Raw genomic sequence first — 16,215 nt, 5'->3', positions numbered from 1 at the left:
CTGCACGCAAGCCGACCCTCTATCAGAATATGGGGGATCGTTTGCTCAGCATGATCAAGAGCGGACGCTATCCCGTTGGCAGCAATCTGCCGACGGAGATAGAACTGAGCGCTGCCTATGCGGTTAGCCGCCACACTGTGCGCGAAGCTATCCGGCGGCTTCAGGAGTTGGGTCTGGTGGAGCGCCGGCCACGCGCGGGCACGACGATTATACGCCAGCATCCCGAACCGCAGTTCGGCGTGGCGCTGGATACGACCGACCAGCTCAAGCATTACCTTGAGACGACGGACCTTCATGTGGTGCGCGTCGTTGATGGACTGACGCGCCAGCCGACCGAGGCAAAACTGGAAGGCGATCCCGCTGACTGGCTCAAGGTGGAAACCCACAGAAACGTACCCGGCAGCCGGCGCGCAATTTCGTGGACGGATATTTATCTCCGCAAGGAGTATCGCGCGATCGTAAAACAGATCGCGACGCGTCCCGGGGGTGTCTATCCGCTGTTCGAGGAATTCTGCGGCGAAATTGTCGAGACAATCGAAGTGGAAATTTCGGCGGCGACCTTCCCGCCTCGCGTCGCCAAACTGCTCGGGTACGGCAAGGCCGACCCTGCGCTGTTGATGATCCGCCGGTTTCGCAACAGTGCGGGCAAACTGCTGGAAGTCGCCGTCAGTTACTATCCACCATACGAATTTCGCTATCTCGCGCGCCTGACCCGCGCGCAAGGAAGACACCAGGCACAGCCCAAGACCAAAGGATCGCGTTGATGAAAGAAAAGTACGGTAAGAGCGTAACGGTTAAAGTCAACGGTTCGCAAGCGCTCGTGCGTTTCGACCGAGGCGTCAATCGCAATGCGATCGATCAGGACACACTGCTGGCATTGACGGCAGTGGCGCACGATCTTGCCGAGGATCTGGAGATTCATACGGTCGTGCTCGCGGGTGGGCGTGACATTTTTTCTGCCGGCATTGACCTGAAGGATCCGGCGAAGTGGAAGGATGAAGAGGCGGGGCTTGTGGAGCGCAGGAGCATTGCGCAGCGCGGTGCGCGCCTCTGCCGTCTGTGGGAAGATTTGCCTCAGATCACGATAGCGGCGATCGAAGGCACGGCCGTTGGCGCATCCGCCGCGCTGGCGCTTGCCTGTGACTGGCGTGTTGCTGCGAAGAATGCGGCATTTTATCTTCCGGAAGCCAAGGTCGGACTTAACATGGGGTGGGGTGCGATTCCGCGGCTGACATCGCTGATCGGTCCGGCGCGGACAAAGCGCGCCATCCTTCTGGCGGAAAAACTGACGACCGAAGTGGCGAATGAGTGGGGTATGATCGACGAGATCGCCGAGAATGGCCATGCGGTCGAGGTGGCGCAAAGTCTTGCGCGTCGGGCAGAAGAGTGCCCAGGTGCATTGCTGCGCATGACCAAGGAAGCAGTCAATGCGTGTCATACGGCGCTGCACAGGCTAGGAATCTATATGGATGCCGATCAAGCTCTGGTTTGCCGCGATAGCGATGAAGGTCGCCGCGCACGCCAAGGTTTTGTCAAGCGGGCTTTGAGGAACTAGATGAGTTCAAACAAGCCTCGAGCGTTTGAAAGGATCGCATCTATCACCGGCCGACTCGTCCGAACTCGAAATGAGTCCTGGATATCGTAAGGAACGGAAGTCACTCAGGACGCGTATCGGCATGGACGGGTATTCGGCGTCTATTCTCGAGCGGATGCATTTCAGTCATCGGCCGCGCATTGTTCGATGCCAAGCGACTACCAGATGATCTCTATAGCTGTGCGATGCTGGTGATCATATACGCGCTCCAGCATCGCAACTAACACGCCGAGAAAGCCAGCCGCTCCCACTTGATTTACCACCGGCACAGGTATGCGTGATCCTCATGAAGTTGGTATTCCCCATGGACGCTCAACCATCGGTGCTGAGCGCTGAGCGCCGCTTGCGCACCTAACTCTTGTCCGAATCATTTGACCTGGTGCTGACATCAACAACTTCCCAATGTCATGGAGTGCTCCGACGCTTCCAGCCCGGGAGCATTCGAGCAAGTGCGCTATGAGGCGTAAAAACCTCATGCACTGCGACCGCTGCAACGTGGATCAGGAGCATGGCGTACACAGCCCACGCTCCCCAATCGTGAACAGTCTGTCCAAGTTTTGAAAGAATGTCGTCTCGGGGGACTATACGCGTCCAGGAAAATAGACCGAAGAAGGGTAGTGAGTAGCCGCCAGCTCCGGAAAATAGATAACCAGAGACAGGGATTACGATCATCAGGATATATAGGAGCAGGTGTCCTCCGTTGCAAGAATCTGTCGCGTATACGGCACAGACGATCAATGGAACAGAGGATGCCAACGTCGCTTGCAGGACATCGGTCGAAAGCTGGGGCTAAGTCCGGCCGTGACGCACGCTCTCGCGTAATCAACAACAGGCCGTGGTTTGAGTATTGATCAGCTTACAAGAAACGTTCTTTTTCAGCGACACCGATCTTCACATCGAGAAGCGACGCACTCGAAAGCAGGGCGTCCAGAACCATCGCGCGCGAGGAGCGCACTTGGTCGATGGTTACGCGCTCAGCGGTGGCGGCATCGCCTTCTGCGAGGGCGTCGATGAGCGATTGATGCTCCGAATGCATTTCGCTGCCCCGATCTCGGAGCGAAAGACCGAAATGAAACATCCGCTCCAACTCGACAAGCGTTTGGTTCAGCACCGCGATCAATCGATCATTGCCGCTCGCTGCTGCTATAGAGAGATGGAAATCACTGTTACGCTGAAGGAAAACAGCTTCGCTCTCCTTGTCACCGGGCTGGTAGTCGGTGCGGCACAGCCGGTCCAGACGATGAAGGTCTGCGGAATCCACCCTGCCGGCGGCGAGCCTCACGCATGCCACTTCGATAATCTCGCGGAGCTGGAAAAGATCGTTCAGGTCACGCAACGTAATGGGCTTGACCCTGTAGCCTTGGCGGCGGACGGGCTGGAGCAAACCGATGAGCGACAGGCGATCGACGGCAGCGCGTGCTGCAGCTCTGCCCACGCCAAACTGCGCGGCAAGATCCACCTCGGTTACAATTGAGCCAGGCATGATTTCACAACGCACGATGGCTTTGTGAATGGCATGAAAAGCGATGTCACTTTGCCGCAAGCCGCCCTTTGTTTCCTTAGGCAGCGGTCCCATCGATACAACATGTCCCATACCGTGATCTGAACATATTAGAGGCGGATTTGCAAGCCTGCTAAAGACGTGGGCTCGATTTGAATGCGGTGTGCCTGCTTGGCAGGCGCGGCGTTGACAGAACCTTTGTGGGCTAGGTTTGGGTTGTCTTGTGCAAAATATGGGCGGGTATACTGGACAAGGCATAGTCTGGCATTTATAGGACATCTATGGAATACATTTAGAACATGTCACAGGGAGATAATGAGATGTCGAAGGGAACGATGCGGGCGCTGGTTTTGGAAAGCCACGGCGGTCTGGAAAATCTGAAAGTCGTGAACGACCGGCCGATTCCGGCAGTGGTCGAAGGCCATGTGGTCATCCGCGTCGGAGCTTCCTCCTTCAACTACCATGACGTGTTCACGGTGCGCGGCATGCCTGGCATCAAGGTGCCGCTTCCTGTGGTCATCGGTCTGGATATGGCCGGCGAGATTTCCGAGGTCGGTCCCGGCGTCAAGGGGTGGAGCAAGGGTGACCGCGTTCTGGTCAACCCGCTGAATAAGAAAAAAGGGCTGTTGGGCGAAATGATGGACGGCGGCATGGCGCAATATTGCCTTGTCGACGCCGAACAGCTGATCCGTATGCCGGACGATGTCTCCTACGAGGACGCGGCCTCGCTGCCGGTAGCCTACGGAACCGCGCATCGCATGCTGGTGACTCACAACACGATCAAGAAGGGCGACCGCGTCCTGGTGCTCGGTGCTTCGGGCGGCGTGGGCACGGGGTGCGTGCTGCTTGCGAAGCTCGCGGGAGCTGAAGTCATCGCGTGCGCCGGTGGCGAAGACAAGATGCAGCGTCTGCGCGATCTCGGCGCCGATCATGTCATCAATTACAAGGATGTCGACTTCTCGAAGTGGGCGATCGAAAAATACGGAAAGCCGCAGCGCCGCACATATGAAGGTGGCGTCGATGTCGTGATTAACTTCACCGGCGGCGACACCTGGGTTCCTTCGTTGCGTTGTCTGAAGCGTGGCGGCAAGCTGCTCGTTTGTGGAGCGACCGCAGGGCACGATCCTAAAGAAGATCTGCGTTATATCTGGAGCTTCGAATTGCAGGTCATCGGTTCGAACAGCTTCTATGACGACAATCTTGCCGATCTGATGCGGCTGATTGCGGAAAAGAAGCTCAAGCCGGTTGTCGACAAGGTTCTCCCGCTTGATCAGGCTATTGATGGCCTGCGGCTGATTGAGAACCGGGAAGTCCTGGGCAAGGTCGTGGTTACGCCCTGATCCTGACATTCCGTCAAACAACAAAGCGAGAACCGATAATGACCGAGAAACTTACTCCTGCCGCCGTCGAAGAGATGATCACGCGCGGACCTTTCAATAAATGGCTTGGCCTGCGCATTCAGAAGGTGGACGAAGAGGGCATTGAGTTGACCGCCACCTGGCGTGAAGAGTGGGTGGTCAATCCGCAGCGCCGCTATACTCACGGCGGCATCTTGGCGGCCATCATCGATCTCACTGCTGATTGGGCATTGGTGGCACACACCGGCCGCGGTGTTCCTACTATCGACATGCGGGTCGATTACCACCGTGCCGCGATGCCCGGCGACCTCACGGCGAAGGGGCGTATCGTGAAATTGGGCAGCCAGTTTTCGGTCTCGGAAGCCAGCGTCTACGACAAGGACGGTGCTCTTCTCGCCAGCGGTCGGGGAGTTTATCTCACCGCTCCTCCCAAGGCCTGAGCGGGATAACCCCGGTGGCCCCCGCAGGCGCCAATGGTTTCGGGACGGTGGATTCCGCCGTCCTGAAACGCGAGGGAATGTTCGATCACGCGGTTCTTAATCTTCATTACGATCTCAATGCCGGCGAAGAGTTGTTCAATTCGCTCGGTTTCCAGATTGCGCCGCGCGGTTATCACACTCTTGGTTCGATGAACCACCTGATCGTGTTCGATACGAATTATCTCGAGTTGATCGGGCTGGATCCGTCGAATCCAAATCCTCGCAAGGAACTCCTCGACTGGCCTGTCGGGCTGAATGGCCTAGTATATGGTAGCGACGATGTCGACGTCACGCAGGCGCGGCTGCGATCGCAGCAGTTGCCCGTGCTGGAGCCGAAAGCCTTTAGCAGGCCCGTCACGGTCGACGGCGTCGAAACCGAGGCGCGGTTTCGCACAGTCCATATGGATCCCGGATTTTTTCCGGCGTCCCGTCTCTATTTCTGCGAGCATCTAACACCGGATCTGGTTTGGCATGATGCATTCATGCGGCATCCGAACACGGCGATTTCCTTGAAACGGTTGATGATCGCCGCCACCGATCCGAATGTGCAGTCTGACCATCTCGCCCGGGCTGTCGGAGCAAAGCCCGGCGCGGATAACTGCATCGACATCGGCGGAACCCGAATTAATTTCAGCTCAAAGCAGCAGCTCGTGTCTCTCTATGGTGATAGCGTTCGCCTGGAAGGATCGCTTCCGCGTGTTGTGGGAATGAGCATCGGCGTCCGCTCGCGGGTTTCGCTCAAGGCGAGTCTGGATTCGCGGTGGGTCGGAAAGCTGGTCGAACCGGATCGTCATCGCCTGATCGTCCCCGCGGCTGAATGTTTCGGCGTGATGCTTGAGTTTCTCGAACCCAATGTGAGTCTGGCATGATCTCATCACGTAACCTGGGAGCTTTGATCGATCCCGCGCGTCCGCAGGATAAGGTCGCAGCGATAGACTTCGATGGCGAGCGCAGCCGGGAAGTGACATATGGTGCGCTCGATGCGCTTGCCAATGGCGTGGCGCGAGCTCTGGTCAATCGTGGCTTCGTGCGAGGCGATCGCGTTGCCATTCTTTCCGCGAATAACTCCGACTATCTAGCGGTTCATCTTGGCATCATGCGTGCCGGCCTCGTGTCCGTCCCGATCAACTTCCGGCTGCCCCGCCACCTCGTTGAATACATCATCAAGGATTGCGGGACGCGTCTGGTGTTCTGCGATGCGGAGCGCCGTTCTGTCATTTCCGATGATGTGGACGCGATAAGGCTCGACGACGCGAAGGAGTTCGGCTTATTCGTTGAACCCGGAGCCTTTGAAGCGGTTGAGCCGCAAAAGGGCGAAGCGGCGACGTTCCTCTATACGTCCGGATCGACCGGCAGGCCGAAAGGTGTCGTGCTCTCGCATGACGCCCAACGGTGGGTGATCGAGATGCGGCTTGGCCCGCAGGGCATCGAAAACCAGCATATGCTGATCGCAGCACCGCTTTACCACATGAACGCGCTTGCGTTGTCGCATCTGGTGCTCGCGGGACATGCGAGCATGGTCCTCATGCCGCAGTTCAAGGTGAAGCCGTATATCGAGGCAATCGGCCGTTTCCGTTGCACCTGGCTGACCTCGGTACCGCCAATGATTGCCATGATGCTCGAGGACAAGGAGGCGATGGCGAGCGCCGACCTTTCGTCGGTGCAGAACTTGAGAATGGGTTCAGCGCCGGCAAGTGCCACTCTGCTCGACGAAATCAAACGAACTTTTCCGAAAGCCAAAATTTTGAATGCGTATGGAACGACGGAGGGAAGCCCGATTGTCTTCGCGCCCCATCCCGAAGGCAAGCCGACGCCAAACCTGTCTCTCGGTTATAAGCACCCGCAGGTCGATCTGCGGCTTGTTGACGACACCGGTGCCGAGACAAACGAGGGCGTGCTGCAGCTCCGGTCGCCAGCGATGATGAGCGGATACCATAACCGCCCTGATCTGCCGCCGCCGTTCACCGCCGACGGCTACTACGTCACGGGAGATGTTTTCAGCCGCGACGCCGACGGCTTCTATTATTTCGTTGGCCGAGCGGACGATATGTTCGTGAGCGGCGGCGAGAACATCTTTCCAGGTGAGGTCGAGCGCATGCTGGAGACCCATCCGGATGTTATCCAGACCTGCGTTGTTCCGATCGACGATCCGATCAAAGGGCAAAAGCCGGTCGCGTTCGTTCGGCTCGCTCCCAGCGCGACCATCGATGCGAGCGGATTGAAAGCATTCGCACTGGAGCACGGGGCGGCTTATCAGCATCCGCGTTCGATCTGGTTTCTCGATGAGTTCCCGCTTGCATCGACCAATAAGGTCGATCGCGCCGCTCTTGCGCAGCGCGCACGCGATCTGTCGCTGGCACCGCCAGCCGACGCAAAGTGACTTTCGGTGCATGCTGCGGTCTCCGCCCCATGCAAGACTTGCCGTTGAATGAGTAAGGTAAGGAATACAAGAGCTATGGCGAACGATCAGGACGAGATCTTCACGACGCGACCGGAAATCACCGGTTCGTTTGGCGTGGTGGCGGCGACACACTGGATCGCGACAGCTGTCGGCATGGGTATTCTCGAGCGCGGAGGCAACGCCTTCGACGCGGGCGTGGCAACAGCCTTTGCTCTTCAGGTCGTTGAGCCGCATCTCAACGGCCCGGGCGGCGATGTTCCGATCATGGTCTACGATGTGCGGCGTGGAAAGCCGGAGGTAATCTGCGGGCAGGGACCAGCTCCCGGTGCCGCGACCATCGCGCGTTTTCGCGAAATGGGACTCGACCTTGTGCCGGGTTCCGGGTTGCTTGCGGCCTGCGTGCCCGGCGCCTTTGACGCTTACATGCTGCTGCTCCGAGACTACGGCACCATGTCGGTTGAAGATGTTCTCGCGCCAGCGATCGGATATGCCCGCAACGGCTATCCTCTGGTCCAGCGTATCTGCGACACGATTTCGACCGTCGAGAAACTGTTTCGCGAGCATTGGCGCTCCTCCGCCGCGATCTATTTGCCACATGACACTGTTCCCAAGGCAGGAACGATCTTCCGCAATGAAAAGTTGGCGGATACCTATTCGCGCATCCTTGCTGAGGCGAAGGCTGTTGGCAGCGATAGGGAAGCCCAGATCGAACGCGCCCGCCAGGTGTGGTCGCAAGGTTTCATTGCCGAAGCGATTGATGACTTCTGCAAGAACAACGCTGTCATGGATGCGACCGGCGTCGCACGCCACGGCCTGCTCACCGGCAACGACATGGCGAACTGGCGGGCGACAGTCGAAGCGCCAATTAGCTACAATTATGGCAACTACACCGTGTACAAGCCTGGCCCCTGGACGCAGGGATTGGTCCTGCTCCAGCAATTGGCGCTGCTGAAAGGCTTCGATCTGGATAAGTTAGATCCGTGCGGCCCGGAATTCATCCATCTGCAGGTGGAGTGCGCCAAGCTGGCCTTCGCAGATCGCGACGTCTTTTACGGCGATCCGAACTTTAGCGACGTGCCGGTCGAGCAACTGCTGTCCGAGGCTTACAACGCGGAGCGCCGAAAGCTCATCACCGAGCGGGCATCGATGGAGTTGCTGCCCGGCTCGCTTCCCGGATACGGCAAAGCGGTCGGGATGCGCGAGGGTGGTTTGCGCGAATCGGTATCGGCCATCGGAACGGGCGAGCCGACGGTCGGGCGGCTTCGCGCGGAGCGCGGCGACACCGTGCATCTCGATATCATCGACAAGCAAGGCAACATGATTTCCATGACGCCTTCGGGTGGATGGCTGCAATCGTCGCCGATCATTCCAAGTCTCGGCTTTTGCCTCGGAACGCGCGCGCAAATGTTCTGGCTGGACGAAGAGCATCCGGCTTCGCTGCAGCCCGGCAAGCGGCCACGCTCGACCTTGTCGCCGACACTGGCCCTGCGCGGCGGTGAACCGTACGTCGCCTGGGGAACGCCGGGTGGCGATCAGCAAGATCAGTGGGCGACGCAATTCCTGCTTCGCCATATTCATGCCGGGCATAATCTGCAGCAGGCGATCGACGCTCCCGCCTGGCACACTGAACATTTCCCGGCTTCTTTCTGGCCGCGCCTCGCGCGCCCCGGCGTGCTTGTGCTTGAAGGGCGTGTTTCCGACGATGCGATCAAGGATCTGCGCGCACGGGGTCATATCGTCGAGGTCGGCGAGGACTGGTCGGAAGGCAGATTGACCGCGGCATCCCGTTCGAACGGCTGGCTCCGGGCCGCAGCGAACCCAAGAGGAATGCAAGCCTATGCCGCAGGGCGCTAGTCCGCCCTGGCAAAATGGCCGCTTGGCCGAGGTCGAACTCCTGAACGCGTGTGGTGAGGATGCCCGGGGTCGCAGCGCGAGGTGCTCAAGGCCACCGTGATATGTTCTAGAGGCATTATAGAGTTACGACGAACCAAGGCGTTGGACGCACATATGCTCCCTTGAACGCCTCATCGGGCTGGTGAAAGCCGTTCGAAGTCGCTCTTTTCATCGGTGTTTTGTCTTTTGCGGCACGAACCCTTCCAAGTTTGCGCCGTTCTTCTCCCTAATCGTCATCTTAAACATGTTGACTCTCGGTTAATAAGAGTCAAAAATGACGATAATGAACATGTCTAAGATATCTCTGCAATGTACGGGGATGCGCAGCCACTTTTGGGAGGGGCACGAAAATGCACGCTAATTACGTCGCAATAGCAATTGTTGCGGTCTACATCATCGGTCTGGCGGTTGTGACAGGTGTCCTTCAACGGTCGGTCAAGTCGGCGAACACCTTCACGTCGGGAACGACCGGTCGTACCGGTGTGCCGGCGATTCTGGTCGGCATGATGCTGATGTCCGAATTCATCGGGACGTCCGCGAGCGTCGGCACCGCGCAGGAGGCATACAAGGTCGGCATTTCCGCTTCCTGGAATATTCTGGCGCTGGCGGCGGGCTTTATCTTCTACGGCCTCTTTCTCGCCGGGAAGTACAAGGAGTCCGGTCACAACACGATCTCCGCGATTCTCAACGATGTTTATGGCCGCAAGACGAGGCTTGCCACATCGCTGGTGATGATCTTCGCGTTGGAGATCGTCGCTGTCGCGATCTACGCCGGCGGCGGCACGATCCTGAGCATTCTGCTTGGCGTTGATCGCACCTCCGCGATTGTGGTCTGCGGTGTGGTGTCCGTGCTCTATGTGTTCATGGGTGGCATGAAGTCGGTGGTTTACACCAACGTCGTTCACTCGATCATCAAATACCTCGGCATCCTGACCGCTCTGTACTTCGGCATCAACAAGCTCGGAGGATTCCATGAGTTGCAGGCGCGCATTCCTGCGGAAATGTTCTCGTGGACCCACGTGGGCTGGGGGCAGATCTTCGCCTGGTTTATCGCCGGCATGGGGGCGACGTTCTCCACGCAGTATGTGATTCAGGCCATCAACACGGTGGATGATGCGAAGAGCGCAAAGATCGCAAGCTTTTCCACGGCGCTTTTTCTGGTTCCGTTCGGCATCATCACGGCCCTTGTCGGCATGTGCTCGCTTGCTTTGTTTCCCAACATCAAATCGATCAACGCCTTCGCCGCGTTGATCGGGCAGATGGATGGGGTGATGGCGGGCATCGTCTGCGCAGGCCTTGCCGCTTCGCTTTTTGGTTCGATCGCCGCGTTCGCGGTTGCTACCGCGACGCTGCTCTACAAGGACTTCTATGTCGGCTTAGGGGGCAAGGTTCGCACCGAAAAGGGCTCGTTGATTTTCATTCGCGTTGCGACCGTCGCGATGGGGCTGCTGCCGATCGTTCTGGCGATCTACACTCCGAACATCCTATCGATGACCTTCTTGGGCAAGGCGCTCCGCGCCTCGCTGTCGATCCTGGTTCTGTTCGTCTTCTTCGCACCCTGGTTCGGCACCAAGGGCGGAGCGTTCCTGAGCATCCTGGCATCTCTCGTCGCCACGATCGTTTGGTTCATGATGGGCAATCCATACGGCATCGATAACGCCTATGTGGCGCTGCTCGTCCCGCTGATCGTCATGGGTTTCAGCGAGATCTTCAAGCGATCGCGGAAAGACAGCGTCGTTGTGTCTGCCGCACCCTCTCGGGCGCTGGACTAGGACGTCATGAAACGCGATGGGAACACATCAACGCAGATAGATCCCGGCCAGCGGCTGACATGGAGCAATCAATGACGACTGCGAAGACATAGATGATTGGTGAGGCGTCGGGCTGTTCGGCCCGATGCCTCGCCGATGGCCACCATTATGGACGTTTGATCGGCTCACCATTCTGAAACTGCGGGCTGTCGCTTGCCCAGCGGTACGCGGATGTCGGCACTTTCCGACTAATCGAGGTCGTGACGAGGGTGCCAGCGATACATCGCCGTCCGGTCAGATCGGACGGATGCTTTCGAACCGGAACGAGCAGCTCCGCGTAGCGGTCGCTGGAAGTGCCGTCAGACCAATGAAGCGTGACGTCATCTTGCGGTGGCCCCAGCGCTTCTCGATAGGAAATCGAATTCCTATCTTTCTACCTACAACACGCGAAACTCTGCGGAGATAAACTGATATGAACATCGTGAGCCAGCACTCTCTGCGAGCCGGCGACTTGTTAGCGAACTTCAAGGATGATCTCGTCAGCGGTGATCGCCTCGAGCGTCTCGCTGCGGACTTGATCGGAAATGACGCCGAAGTCATTGGTCCGTTCGGACCCAAGACGTTGATTTACGCGGACTACGTTGCATCCGGCCGCGCGTTGTCGGTGGTCGAGCGCTTCATTCTCGAGAAAATACTGCCTTACTACGCGAACAGTCATACCGAGGCTTCATACTGCGGTGGCGCGATGACGGCATTCCGGCGCGCGGCTCGTGAGGTGATCGCCAAGTGTTGTGGAGCGGATGAACGTTACGCTGTGATTTTCACGGGCTCGGGCGCAACCGCGGGCCTGAACCGTCTCGTGAATCTGTTTGGTGTGAAGGCGAACATGCTCGCCGGCGTCGTTCCGCGCGTCATTATCGGCCCTTACGAGCACCATTCCAACATTTTGCCATGGCGGGAAAGCGGCGCTGAGATCATTGAAATCGAAGAGCTCGCAACAGGCGGTCCTGATCTGGCGCAACTCGATGCCGCCCTTGCAGGCGCTGCCGGACGTCCCGTGATATGCGCGTTCTCTGCAGCGTCCAACGTCACCGGAATTGTTTCGAATGTGGTTGAAGTTACCGAAAGGGCAAAAGCTGCGGGCGCGAAAATCATCTGGGACTACGCTGGCGCAGGACCTTACTTGCCGATTGCGATGGAGCCTGCCAAGGGCGTTCAGATCGATGCGGTGGTCGTCTCTCCGCACAAGTTTATCGGTGGCCCGGCCGCGTCGGGCGTCTTGATTGTTCGTCAAGATTCAGTGGTCACGACGACGCCAACGTGGCCAGGAGGGGGCACCGTGAAGTTTGTGACGCCGACGACGCACGATTATAGCGATAGTCTCGAGGTCCGCGAGGAAAGCGGAACGCCTAATGTCGTGGGAGATATACGAGCCGCTCTCGCCTTTCTTGTGAAAGAGGCAATCGGCCAGGATACGATGTCCATGCGCAACGCGGCATTGCGCGCGCGTGCGCTGTCCTCGTGGAGCAAGGTCGAGCGAATCGAACTTCTTGGAAATTTGCAGGCCCAGAGCCTGCCTATTTTCTCGTTCCGGATCAGGGACGGGAAGGGCGGTTACATTCATCAGCAACTCATCACCCGCATGCTCAGCGACCGGTTTGGTATCCAGGCGCGTGGTGGATGCGCGTGCGCCGGGCCATACGTTCACCGCCTGCTGGAGATCGACGATGCACAATCAGACGCGTTGCGGCTTGCGATTGCCGACGGGGACGAAATTCGCAAGCCCGGGTTTACGCGCCTGAACTTCAGCGTCCTGCTGTCTGACGACAAGGTGCAGTACATCCTGGACTCCGTTGCTCAGCTTGCACAGGACGCGGCCGCTTATGCGGATCGTTACACCGTCGATGTAAGTCGGGCGATCTTTTACCCGCGCGCGGCTCTCGATCCCCAGGGTCGCATGCTGTCCAAGGCGGTGTAACACGCTGTTCCGCCGCTTTGCGCGCTGGCTGCTATCTTGGGAAAATTCGAAGGTTCGCCATGGTCGTCTCCAAACAAAAAAGGCCCGAGGTCAAGGGTTTCTTCGATTCGCGTACATGGAGCATCCAGTATGTCGTCTCAGATCCGGAGAGCCGGAACTGTGTGATCATTGATCCGGTGCTGGATTTCGATGAGAAATCCGGATCGACCGGAACTGCGAATGCCGATGGAATTCTGGCTTACGTAGCCGAGAATGATCTGAAGATAGAGTACATCCTGGACACGCATCCTCACGCCGATCATTTCTCCGCAGCTCAATATCTGAAAAAAAAGACCGGAGCGCTTACGGCGATCGGCGAACATATCGTCGATGTGCAGCGGCTTTGGAGGGAGATCTACAATTCTCCGGCGCAGGTGACCGATGGGTCGCAGTGGGACCGTTTGTTCGCTCACAATGATCGCTTCAAGGTAGGATCGATGGATGCCCACGTGCTGTTCTCGCCGGGACATACGCTCGCCTCCGTTACCTATGTGATCGGTGATGCGGCATTCGTGCATGACACGCTGTTCATGCCGGACAGCGGTACTGCACGCGCGGACTTTCCGGGGGGCAGTGCGAAGATGCTGTGGGCGTCGATCCAGGACATTCTTGCGCTGCCGGACACGACGCGCGTTTTTACAGGGCACGACTACCAACCGGACGGACGGAAGCCGCTTTGGGAAAGCACCGTCGGCGAGCAGAAGGTGCGGAATCCGCATGTCGCCGGGAAAACTGAAGCGGACTTTGTCGCTTTGCGGGAAGCGCGAGACGAAACATTGCCCATGCCGAAGCTGATTCTGCATGCATTGCAGGTCAACGTGAATGGCGGCCAGCTTCCTGCGCCGGAAAATAACGGCCGGCGTTATCTGAAATTTCCGCTCGACGCGTTCGGGGCTGCGGTATGGGGCTGAACTTGCTTTTCAGCACCAACATGCGTGACCGGATGACCGCTGAGGCAGCTTTGCCATGAACTGCATGCGGGGGGATTGCATTCGACTTAAGTGCGCCAAGGCGCGATCGTGAGCGCGATCCTTAACCCGGCACTGGGTTCAGGAGCCTTGGTCGGTTTTTCGCTCGGCTTGATTGGCGGGGGAGGCTCCATCCTAGCAACCCCGCTTCTGCTTTATGTCGTCGGTGTCGCACAGCCGCACATCGCGATAGGTACCGGCGCATTAGCTGTTTCGGCCACGGCTTTCATCAATCTTGCCGGTCATGCGTGTACCGGAAATGTACGCTGGCGCTGCGCCATCGTATTCGCCGCGGTTGGCACCTTCGGTGCGCTCGTGGGATCTAGCATCGGCAAATTGGTCGACGGCAACAAGCTTCTGTTTCTATTTGGGTTGGTGATGCTTGCCGTCGGCGCCATGATGCTGCGACCGCGCAGCGAGACTTCGGCTCCAGAGCGAGATGTCAATCTCGGAACATGTTTGCTGACTGCCGCCGTCGCCTGTCTCACCGGGACGGCTTCGGGGTTCTTCGGTATCGGTGGCGGTTTCCTGATCGTGCCCGGCCTATTGCTGGCGACCCGGATGCCGATGATCAACGCGGTTGGCTCTTCGCTTCTGGCGGTTGGATGCTTCGGCCTTGCAACTGCAATCAACTATGCGTTCTCAGGCCTGGTCGACTGGCTCGTGGCCGGCCAGTTTATTGCCGGCGGGCTCGCCGGGGGGCTTCTCGGTATGGCGCTCGCGAACCGCTTATCGCGCGGCAAAGACACTCTCAAGCGCATCTTTGCCGGTGTGATCTTTGCGGTTGCGGCTTATGTCCTCTACCGCAGCGGCCAAGCCATGCTCGGCTAGAAGGAGCGAGCACAGGTGCCATCGCATTTTCGTGCAGCCGCCTAGAGCGGAGGCCCACGAGAATCAGCCGCTGAGTGCTGCCGGTGAAATGCTGCGCTTGACCACACTGCGCATCGCGAAACTGGAATGCAGCCGAGCGACGCCAGGCATTCGCGATAGGTGCTGCTTGTGGATGCGTTCGTAATCTTCCATGTCACGTGCCTGAACTTGCACGAGGTAGTCATCATTTCCGGACATCAGATAACAGGAGACCACATCGGGGCATTTCTTGATTTCCTTTTCGAATGCGGCGAGAGCATCCTCGTTTTGGCGATCCAGGGTGGTATGCACCAGTACGGTCATCAGGAAACCGAGGCCCGTCGCATCGATGTCTGCTGAATAGCCACGGATGACGCCGGCCTTCTCCAGTTGCTGAAGGCGTCTTGCAAAGGCGGTCGGCGAGAGTCCGACTCGTTCGGAGAGGATCACCTGGCTGATCCGTGCATCCGGCACGAGTTCGCGCATGATTTTTCGGTCGATGGAGTCGGTATCTGTCGTCATGGGAAGGTCCCTGTTGCCTACGCAGGAATACGCCAAAAAATCATGAAGATCTGCTATTTTCTGGCGTTATGGTTCGATATGAAGCGGTATTTAGCCGGAAATCTCTCCGAAGTTGCTGGCATTCTGCGCCCAGCGGTGCCTTAAGCGGGGTGGATTCGGGGTGGCTGGTTCGGTGACAAAAAGCGGCGGTCTGCATGCGGGCGCAGTGCTGACGATTGATCTTAACGCGGTGCGCTGGAACTACCGGTTTCTCAGGGGCAAGCTCAGCGCACGCGTACGTTGCGGGGCGGTGGTCAAGGCCGATGCCTATGGGTTGGGTGCGCAACACATCGGCCCGGTATTGCATGCCGAGGGCTGCCGAGACTTTTTCGTGGCGCATCTCGATGAAGGGCTTCGGCTTTCGCCGCATTTGTCCGGGGCCTCGATCTACATTCTGAACGGCCTGCCGAGCGGTAGCGAAGCCGATTGTGCAGAAGCAGGGCTCGTCCCGGTTCTTAACTCTCTCGACCAATGCCACGCGTGGTCGATGCGTGCCCGTAATCTCGGCAAGATGCTTCCCGCCGCCATCCAGTTAGACAGCGGGATGAATCGGCTTGGCTTGTCGCAGCGGGAGATCGCTGGCTGGGTCAAGGGCGGCTCGCAACTCGCGGGTGTCGATATTCGATTTGTCATGAGCCACCTCGCATGCGGGGATGTTCCGTCCCACGCCGCCAATGGAATGCAACTCGCAAAATTCCGGCGGCTCATAGAGCATTTTCCGGGCTTGCCACGATCCCTGGCGAATTCGTCGGGAGTCTTCCTCGGCAAGGATTTTCATTATGACGTTGTGCGGCCCGGAGCCGCGCTTTATGGGGTCAACCCGGTTCCTGCACGTAACAATCC

The 16,215-nt window shown here is 58.3% G+C and carries 14 protein-coding genes and 1 pseudogene; 12 read left to right on the top strand and 3 right to left on the bottom strand.

Annotation, left to right across the window (positions count from 1 at the left end):
* The first annotated feature begins 29 nt into the window (after nucleotides 1-29).
* Together AC1Q67_RS12475 and AC1Q67_RS12470 are read left to right on the top strand one after the other, a co-directional pair.
* On the top strand, nucleotides 30-764 hold the full coding sequence (locus tag AC1Q67_RS12475) for a GntR family transcriptional regulator (RefSeq protein ID WP_492235738.1): 735 nt from the start codon (nucleotides 30-32) through the stop codon (nucleotides 762-764).
* The gene (locus AC1Q67_RS12470; RefSeq protein ID WP_492235737.1) at nucleotides 764-1,555 is read left to right on the top strand and encodes an enoyl-CoA hydratase/isomerase family protein; all 792 of its coding nucleotides are present in this window, start codon (nucleotides 764-766) and stop codon (nucleotides 1,553-1,555) included. Before AC1Q67_RS12475 ends, AC1Q67_RS12470 begins: the two co-directional genes overlap by 1 nt.
* Before the next feature lie 444 nt (nucleotides 1,556-1,999).
* On the opposite strand, the gene AC1Q67_RS12465 is transcribed toward AC1Q67_RS12470, so the two are convergent.
* Together AC1Q67_RS12465 and AC1Q67_RS12460 are read right to left on the bottom strand one after the other, a co-directional pair.
* Nucleotides 2,000-2,332 carry a cytochrome b gene (locus AC1Q67_RS12465; protein ID WP_492236447.1) on the bottom strand — a complete coding sequence of 111 codons (333 nt, stop codon included), beginning with the start codon at nucleotides 2,330-2,332 and terminating at the stop codon, nucleotides 2,000-2,002.
* A 118-nt stretch (nucleotides 2,333-2,450) separates the two neighbouring features.
* Nucleotides 2,451-3,188 carry a GntR family transcriptional regulator gene (locus tag AC1Q67_RS12460; protein ID WP_492235736.1) on the bottom strand — a complete coding sequence of 246 codons (738 nt, stop codon included), beginning with the start codon at nucleotides 3,186-3,188 and terminating at the stop codon, nucleotides 2,451-2,453.
* A gap of 242 nt (nucleotides 3,189-3,430) precedes the next feature.
* Here AC1Q67_RS12460 and AC1Q67_RS12455 point away from each other — a divergent pair, with 242 nt between their 5' ends.
* The 9 genes and pseudogenes from AC1Q67_RS12455 to AC1Q67_RS12415 all read left to right on the top strand — a co-directional run bounded on the left by AC1Q67_RS12455 (nucleotide 3,431) and on the right by AC1Q67_RS12415 (nucleotide 14,793).
* On the top strand, nucleotides 3,431-4,435 hold the full coding sequence (locus AC1Q67_RS12455; RefSeq protein WP_492236446.1) for a zinc-binding dehydrogenase: 1,005 nt from the start codon (nucleotides 3,431-3,433) through the stop codon (nucleotides 4,433-4,435).
* A gap of 38 nt (nucleotides 4,436-4,473) precedes the next feature.
* A complete protein-coding gene (locus tag AC1Q67_RS12450; RefSeq protein WP_492235735.1) occupies nucleotides 4,474-4,893 on the top strand; it encodes a PaaI family thioesterase in 420 nt (139 codons plus the stop codon).
* Between the two features lie 14 nt (nucleotides 4,894-4,907).
* Nucleotides 4,908-5,801, top strand: coding sequence for a VOC family protein (locus AC1Q67_RS12445; RefSeq protein WP_492235734.1), 894 nt, complete (start codon nucleotides 4,908-4,910; stop codon nucleotides 5,799-5,801).
* Nucleotides 5,798-7,312, top strand: coding sequence for a class I adenylate-forming enzyme family protein (locus AC1Q67_RS12440; RefSeq protein ID WP_492235733.1), 1,515 nt, complete (start codon nucleotides 5,798-5,800; stop codon nucleotides 7,310-7,312). The genes AC1Q67_RS12445 and AC1Q67_RS12440 overlap by 4 nt, the downstream gene beginning before the upstream one ends.
* Nucleotides 7,313-7,387: 75 nt before the next feature.
* The gene (locus tag AC1Q67_RS12435; protein ID WP_492235732.1) at nucleotides 7,388-9,187 is read left to right on the top strand and encodes a gamma-glutamyltransferase family protein; all 1,800 of its coding nucleotides are present in this window, start codon (nucleotides 7,388-7,390) and stop codon (nucleotides 9,185-9,187) included.
* Nucleotides 9,188-9,576: 389 nt separating this feature from the next.
* Nucleotides 9,577-10,998, top strand: coding sequence for a sodium:solute symporter family protein (locus tag AC1Q67_RS12430; protein WP_492235731.1), 1,422 nt, complete (start codon nucleotides 9,577-9,579; stop codon nucleotides 10,996-10,998).
* A 451-nt stretch (nucleotides 10,999-11,449) separates the two neighbouring features.
* The gene (locus tag AC1Q67_RS12425; protein WP_492235730.1) at nucleotides 11,450-12,955 is read left to right on the top strand and encodes an aminotransferase class V-fold PLP-dependent enzyme; all 1,506 of its coding nucleotides are present in this window, start codon (nucleotides 11,450-11,452) and stop codon (nucleotides 12,953-12,955) included.
* 77 nt (nucleotides 12,956-13,032) lie between these two features.
* Nucleotides 13,033-13,905, top strand: a pseudogene (locus AC1Q67_RS12420) (MBL fold metallo-hydrolase); the annotation flags it as partial.
* Nucleotides 13,906-14,013: 108 nt separating this feature from the next.
* On the top strand, nucleotides 14,014-14,793 hold the full coding sequence (locus AC1Q67_RS12415) for a sulfite exporter TauE/SafE family protein (RefSeq protein ID WP_492235729.1): 780 nt from the start codon (nucleotides 14,014-14,016) through the stop codon (nucleotides 14,791-14,793).
* A 63-nt stretch (nucleotides 14,794-14,856) separates the two neighbouring features.
* On the opposite strand, the gene AC1Q67_RS12410 is transcribed toward AC1Q67_RS12415, so the two are convergent.
* Complete coding sequence (locus AC1Q67_RS12410) at nucleotides 14,857-15,333, bottom strand: Lrp/AsnC family transcriptional regulator (RefSeq protein ID WP_492235728.1); 477 nt, start codon at nucleotides 15,331-15,333, stop codon at nucleotides 14,857-14,859.
* Between the two features lie 160 nt (nucleotides 15,334-15,493).
* Here AC1Q67_RS12410 and AC1Q67_RS12405 point away from each other — a divergent pair.
* Nucleotides 15,494-16,215, top strand: a 722-nt coding sequence (locus tag AC1Q67_RS12405; protein ID WP_492235727.1) for an alanine racemase, incomplete at its 3' end; no start/stop codon positions are given.

It is taken from the genome of Afipia sp. GW823-FHT06G09 (assembly GCF_058794875.1).
The sequence above is the reverse complement of the archived record's forward strand: the minus strand, read 5'-3'. Positions and strand labels throughout refer to the sequence as shown.

Bases quoted from the DNA above. Each gene is read 5' to 3' on its own strand.
- AC1Q67_RS12475 (WP_492235738.1), top strand. From the start codon at position 30: ATGGGGGATCGTTTGCTCAGCATGATCAAGAGCGGACGCTATCCCGTT.
- AC1Q67_RS12470 (WP_492235737.1), top strand. From the start codon at position 764: ATGAAAGAAAAGTACGGTAAGAGCGTAACGGTTAAAGTCAACGGTTCG.
- AC1Q67_RS12460 (WP_492235736.1), bottom strand. From the start codon at position 3,188: ATGGGACATGTTGTATCGATGGGACCGCTGCCTAAGGAAACAAAGGGC.
- AC1Q67_RS12455 (WP_492236446.1), top strand. From the start codon at position 3,431: ATGCGGGCGCTGGTTTTGGAAAGCCACGGCGGTCTGGAAAATCTGAAA.
- AC1Q67_RS12450 (WP_492235735.1), top strand. From the start codon at position 4,474: ATGACCGAGAAACTTACTCCTGCCGCCGTCGAAGAGATGATCACGCGC.
- AC1Q67_RS12440 (WP_492235733.1), top strand. From the start codon at position 5,798: ATGATCTCATCACGTAACCTGGGAGCTTTGATCGATCCCGCGCGTCCG.
- AC1Q67_RS12435 (WP_492235732.1), top strand. From the start codon at position 7,388: ATGGCGAACGATCAGGACGAGATCTTCACGACGCGACCGGAAATCACC.
- AC1Q67_RS12430 (WP_492235731.1), top strand. From the start codon at position 9,577: ATGCACGCTAATTACGTCGCAATAGCAATTGTTGCGGTCTACATCATC.
- AC1Q67_RS12425 (WP_492235730.1), top strand. From the start codon at position 11,450: ATGAACATCGTGAGCCAGCACTCTCTGCGAGCCGGCGACTTGTTAGCG.
- AC1Q67_RS12410 (WP_492235728.1), bottom strand. From the start codon at position 15,333: ATGACGACAGATACCGACTCCATCGACCGAAAAATCATGCGCGAACTC.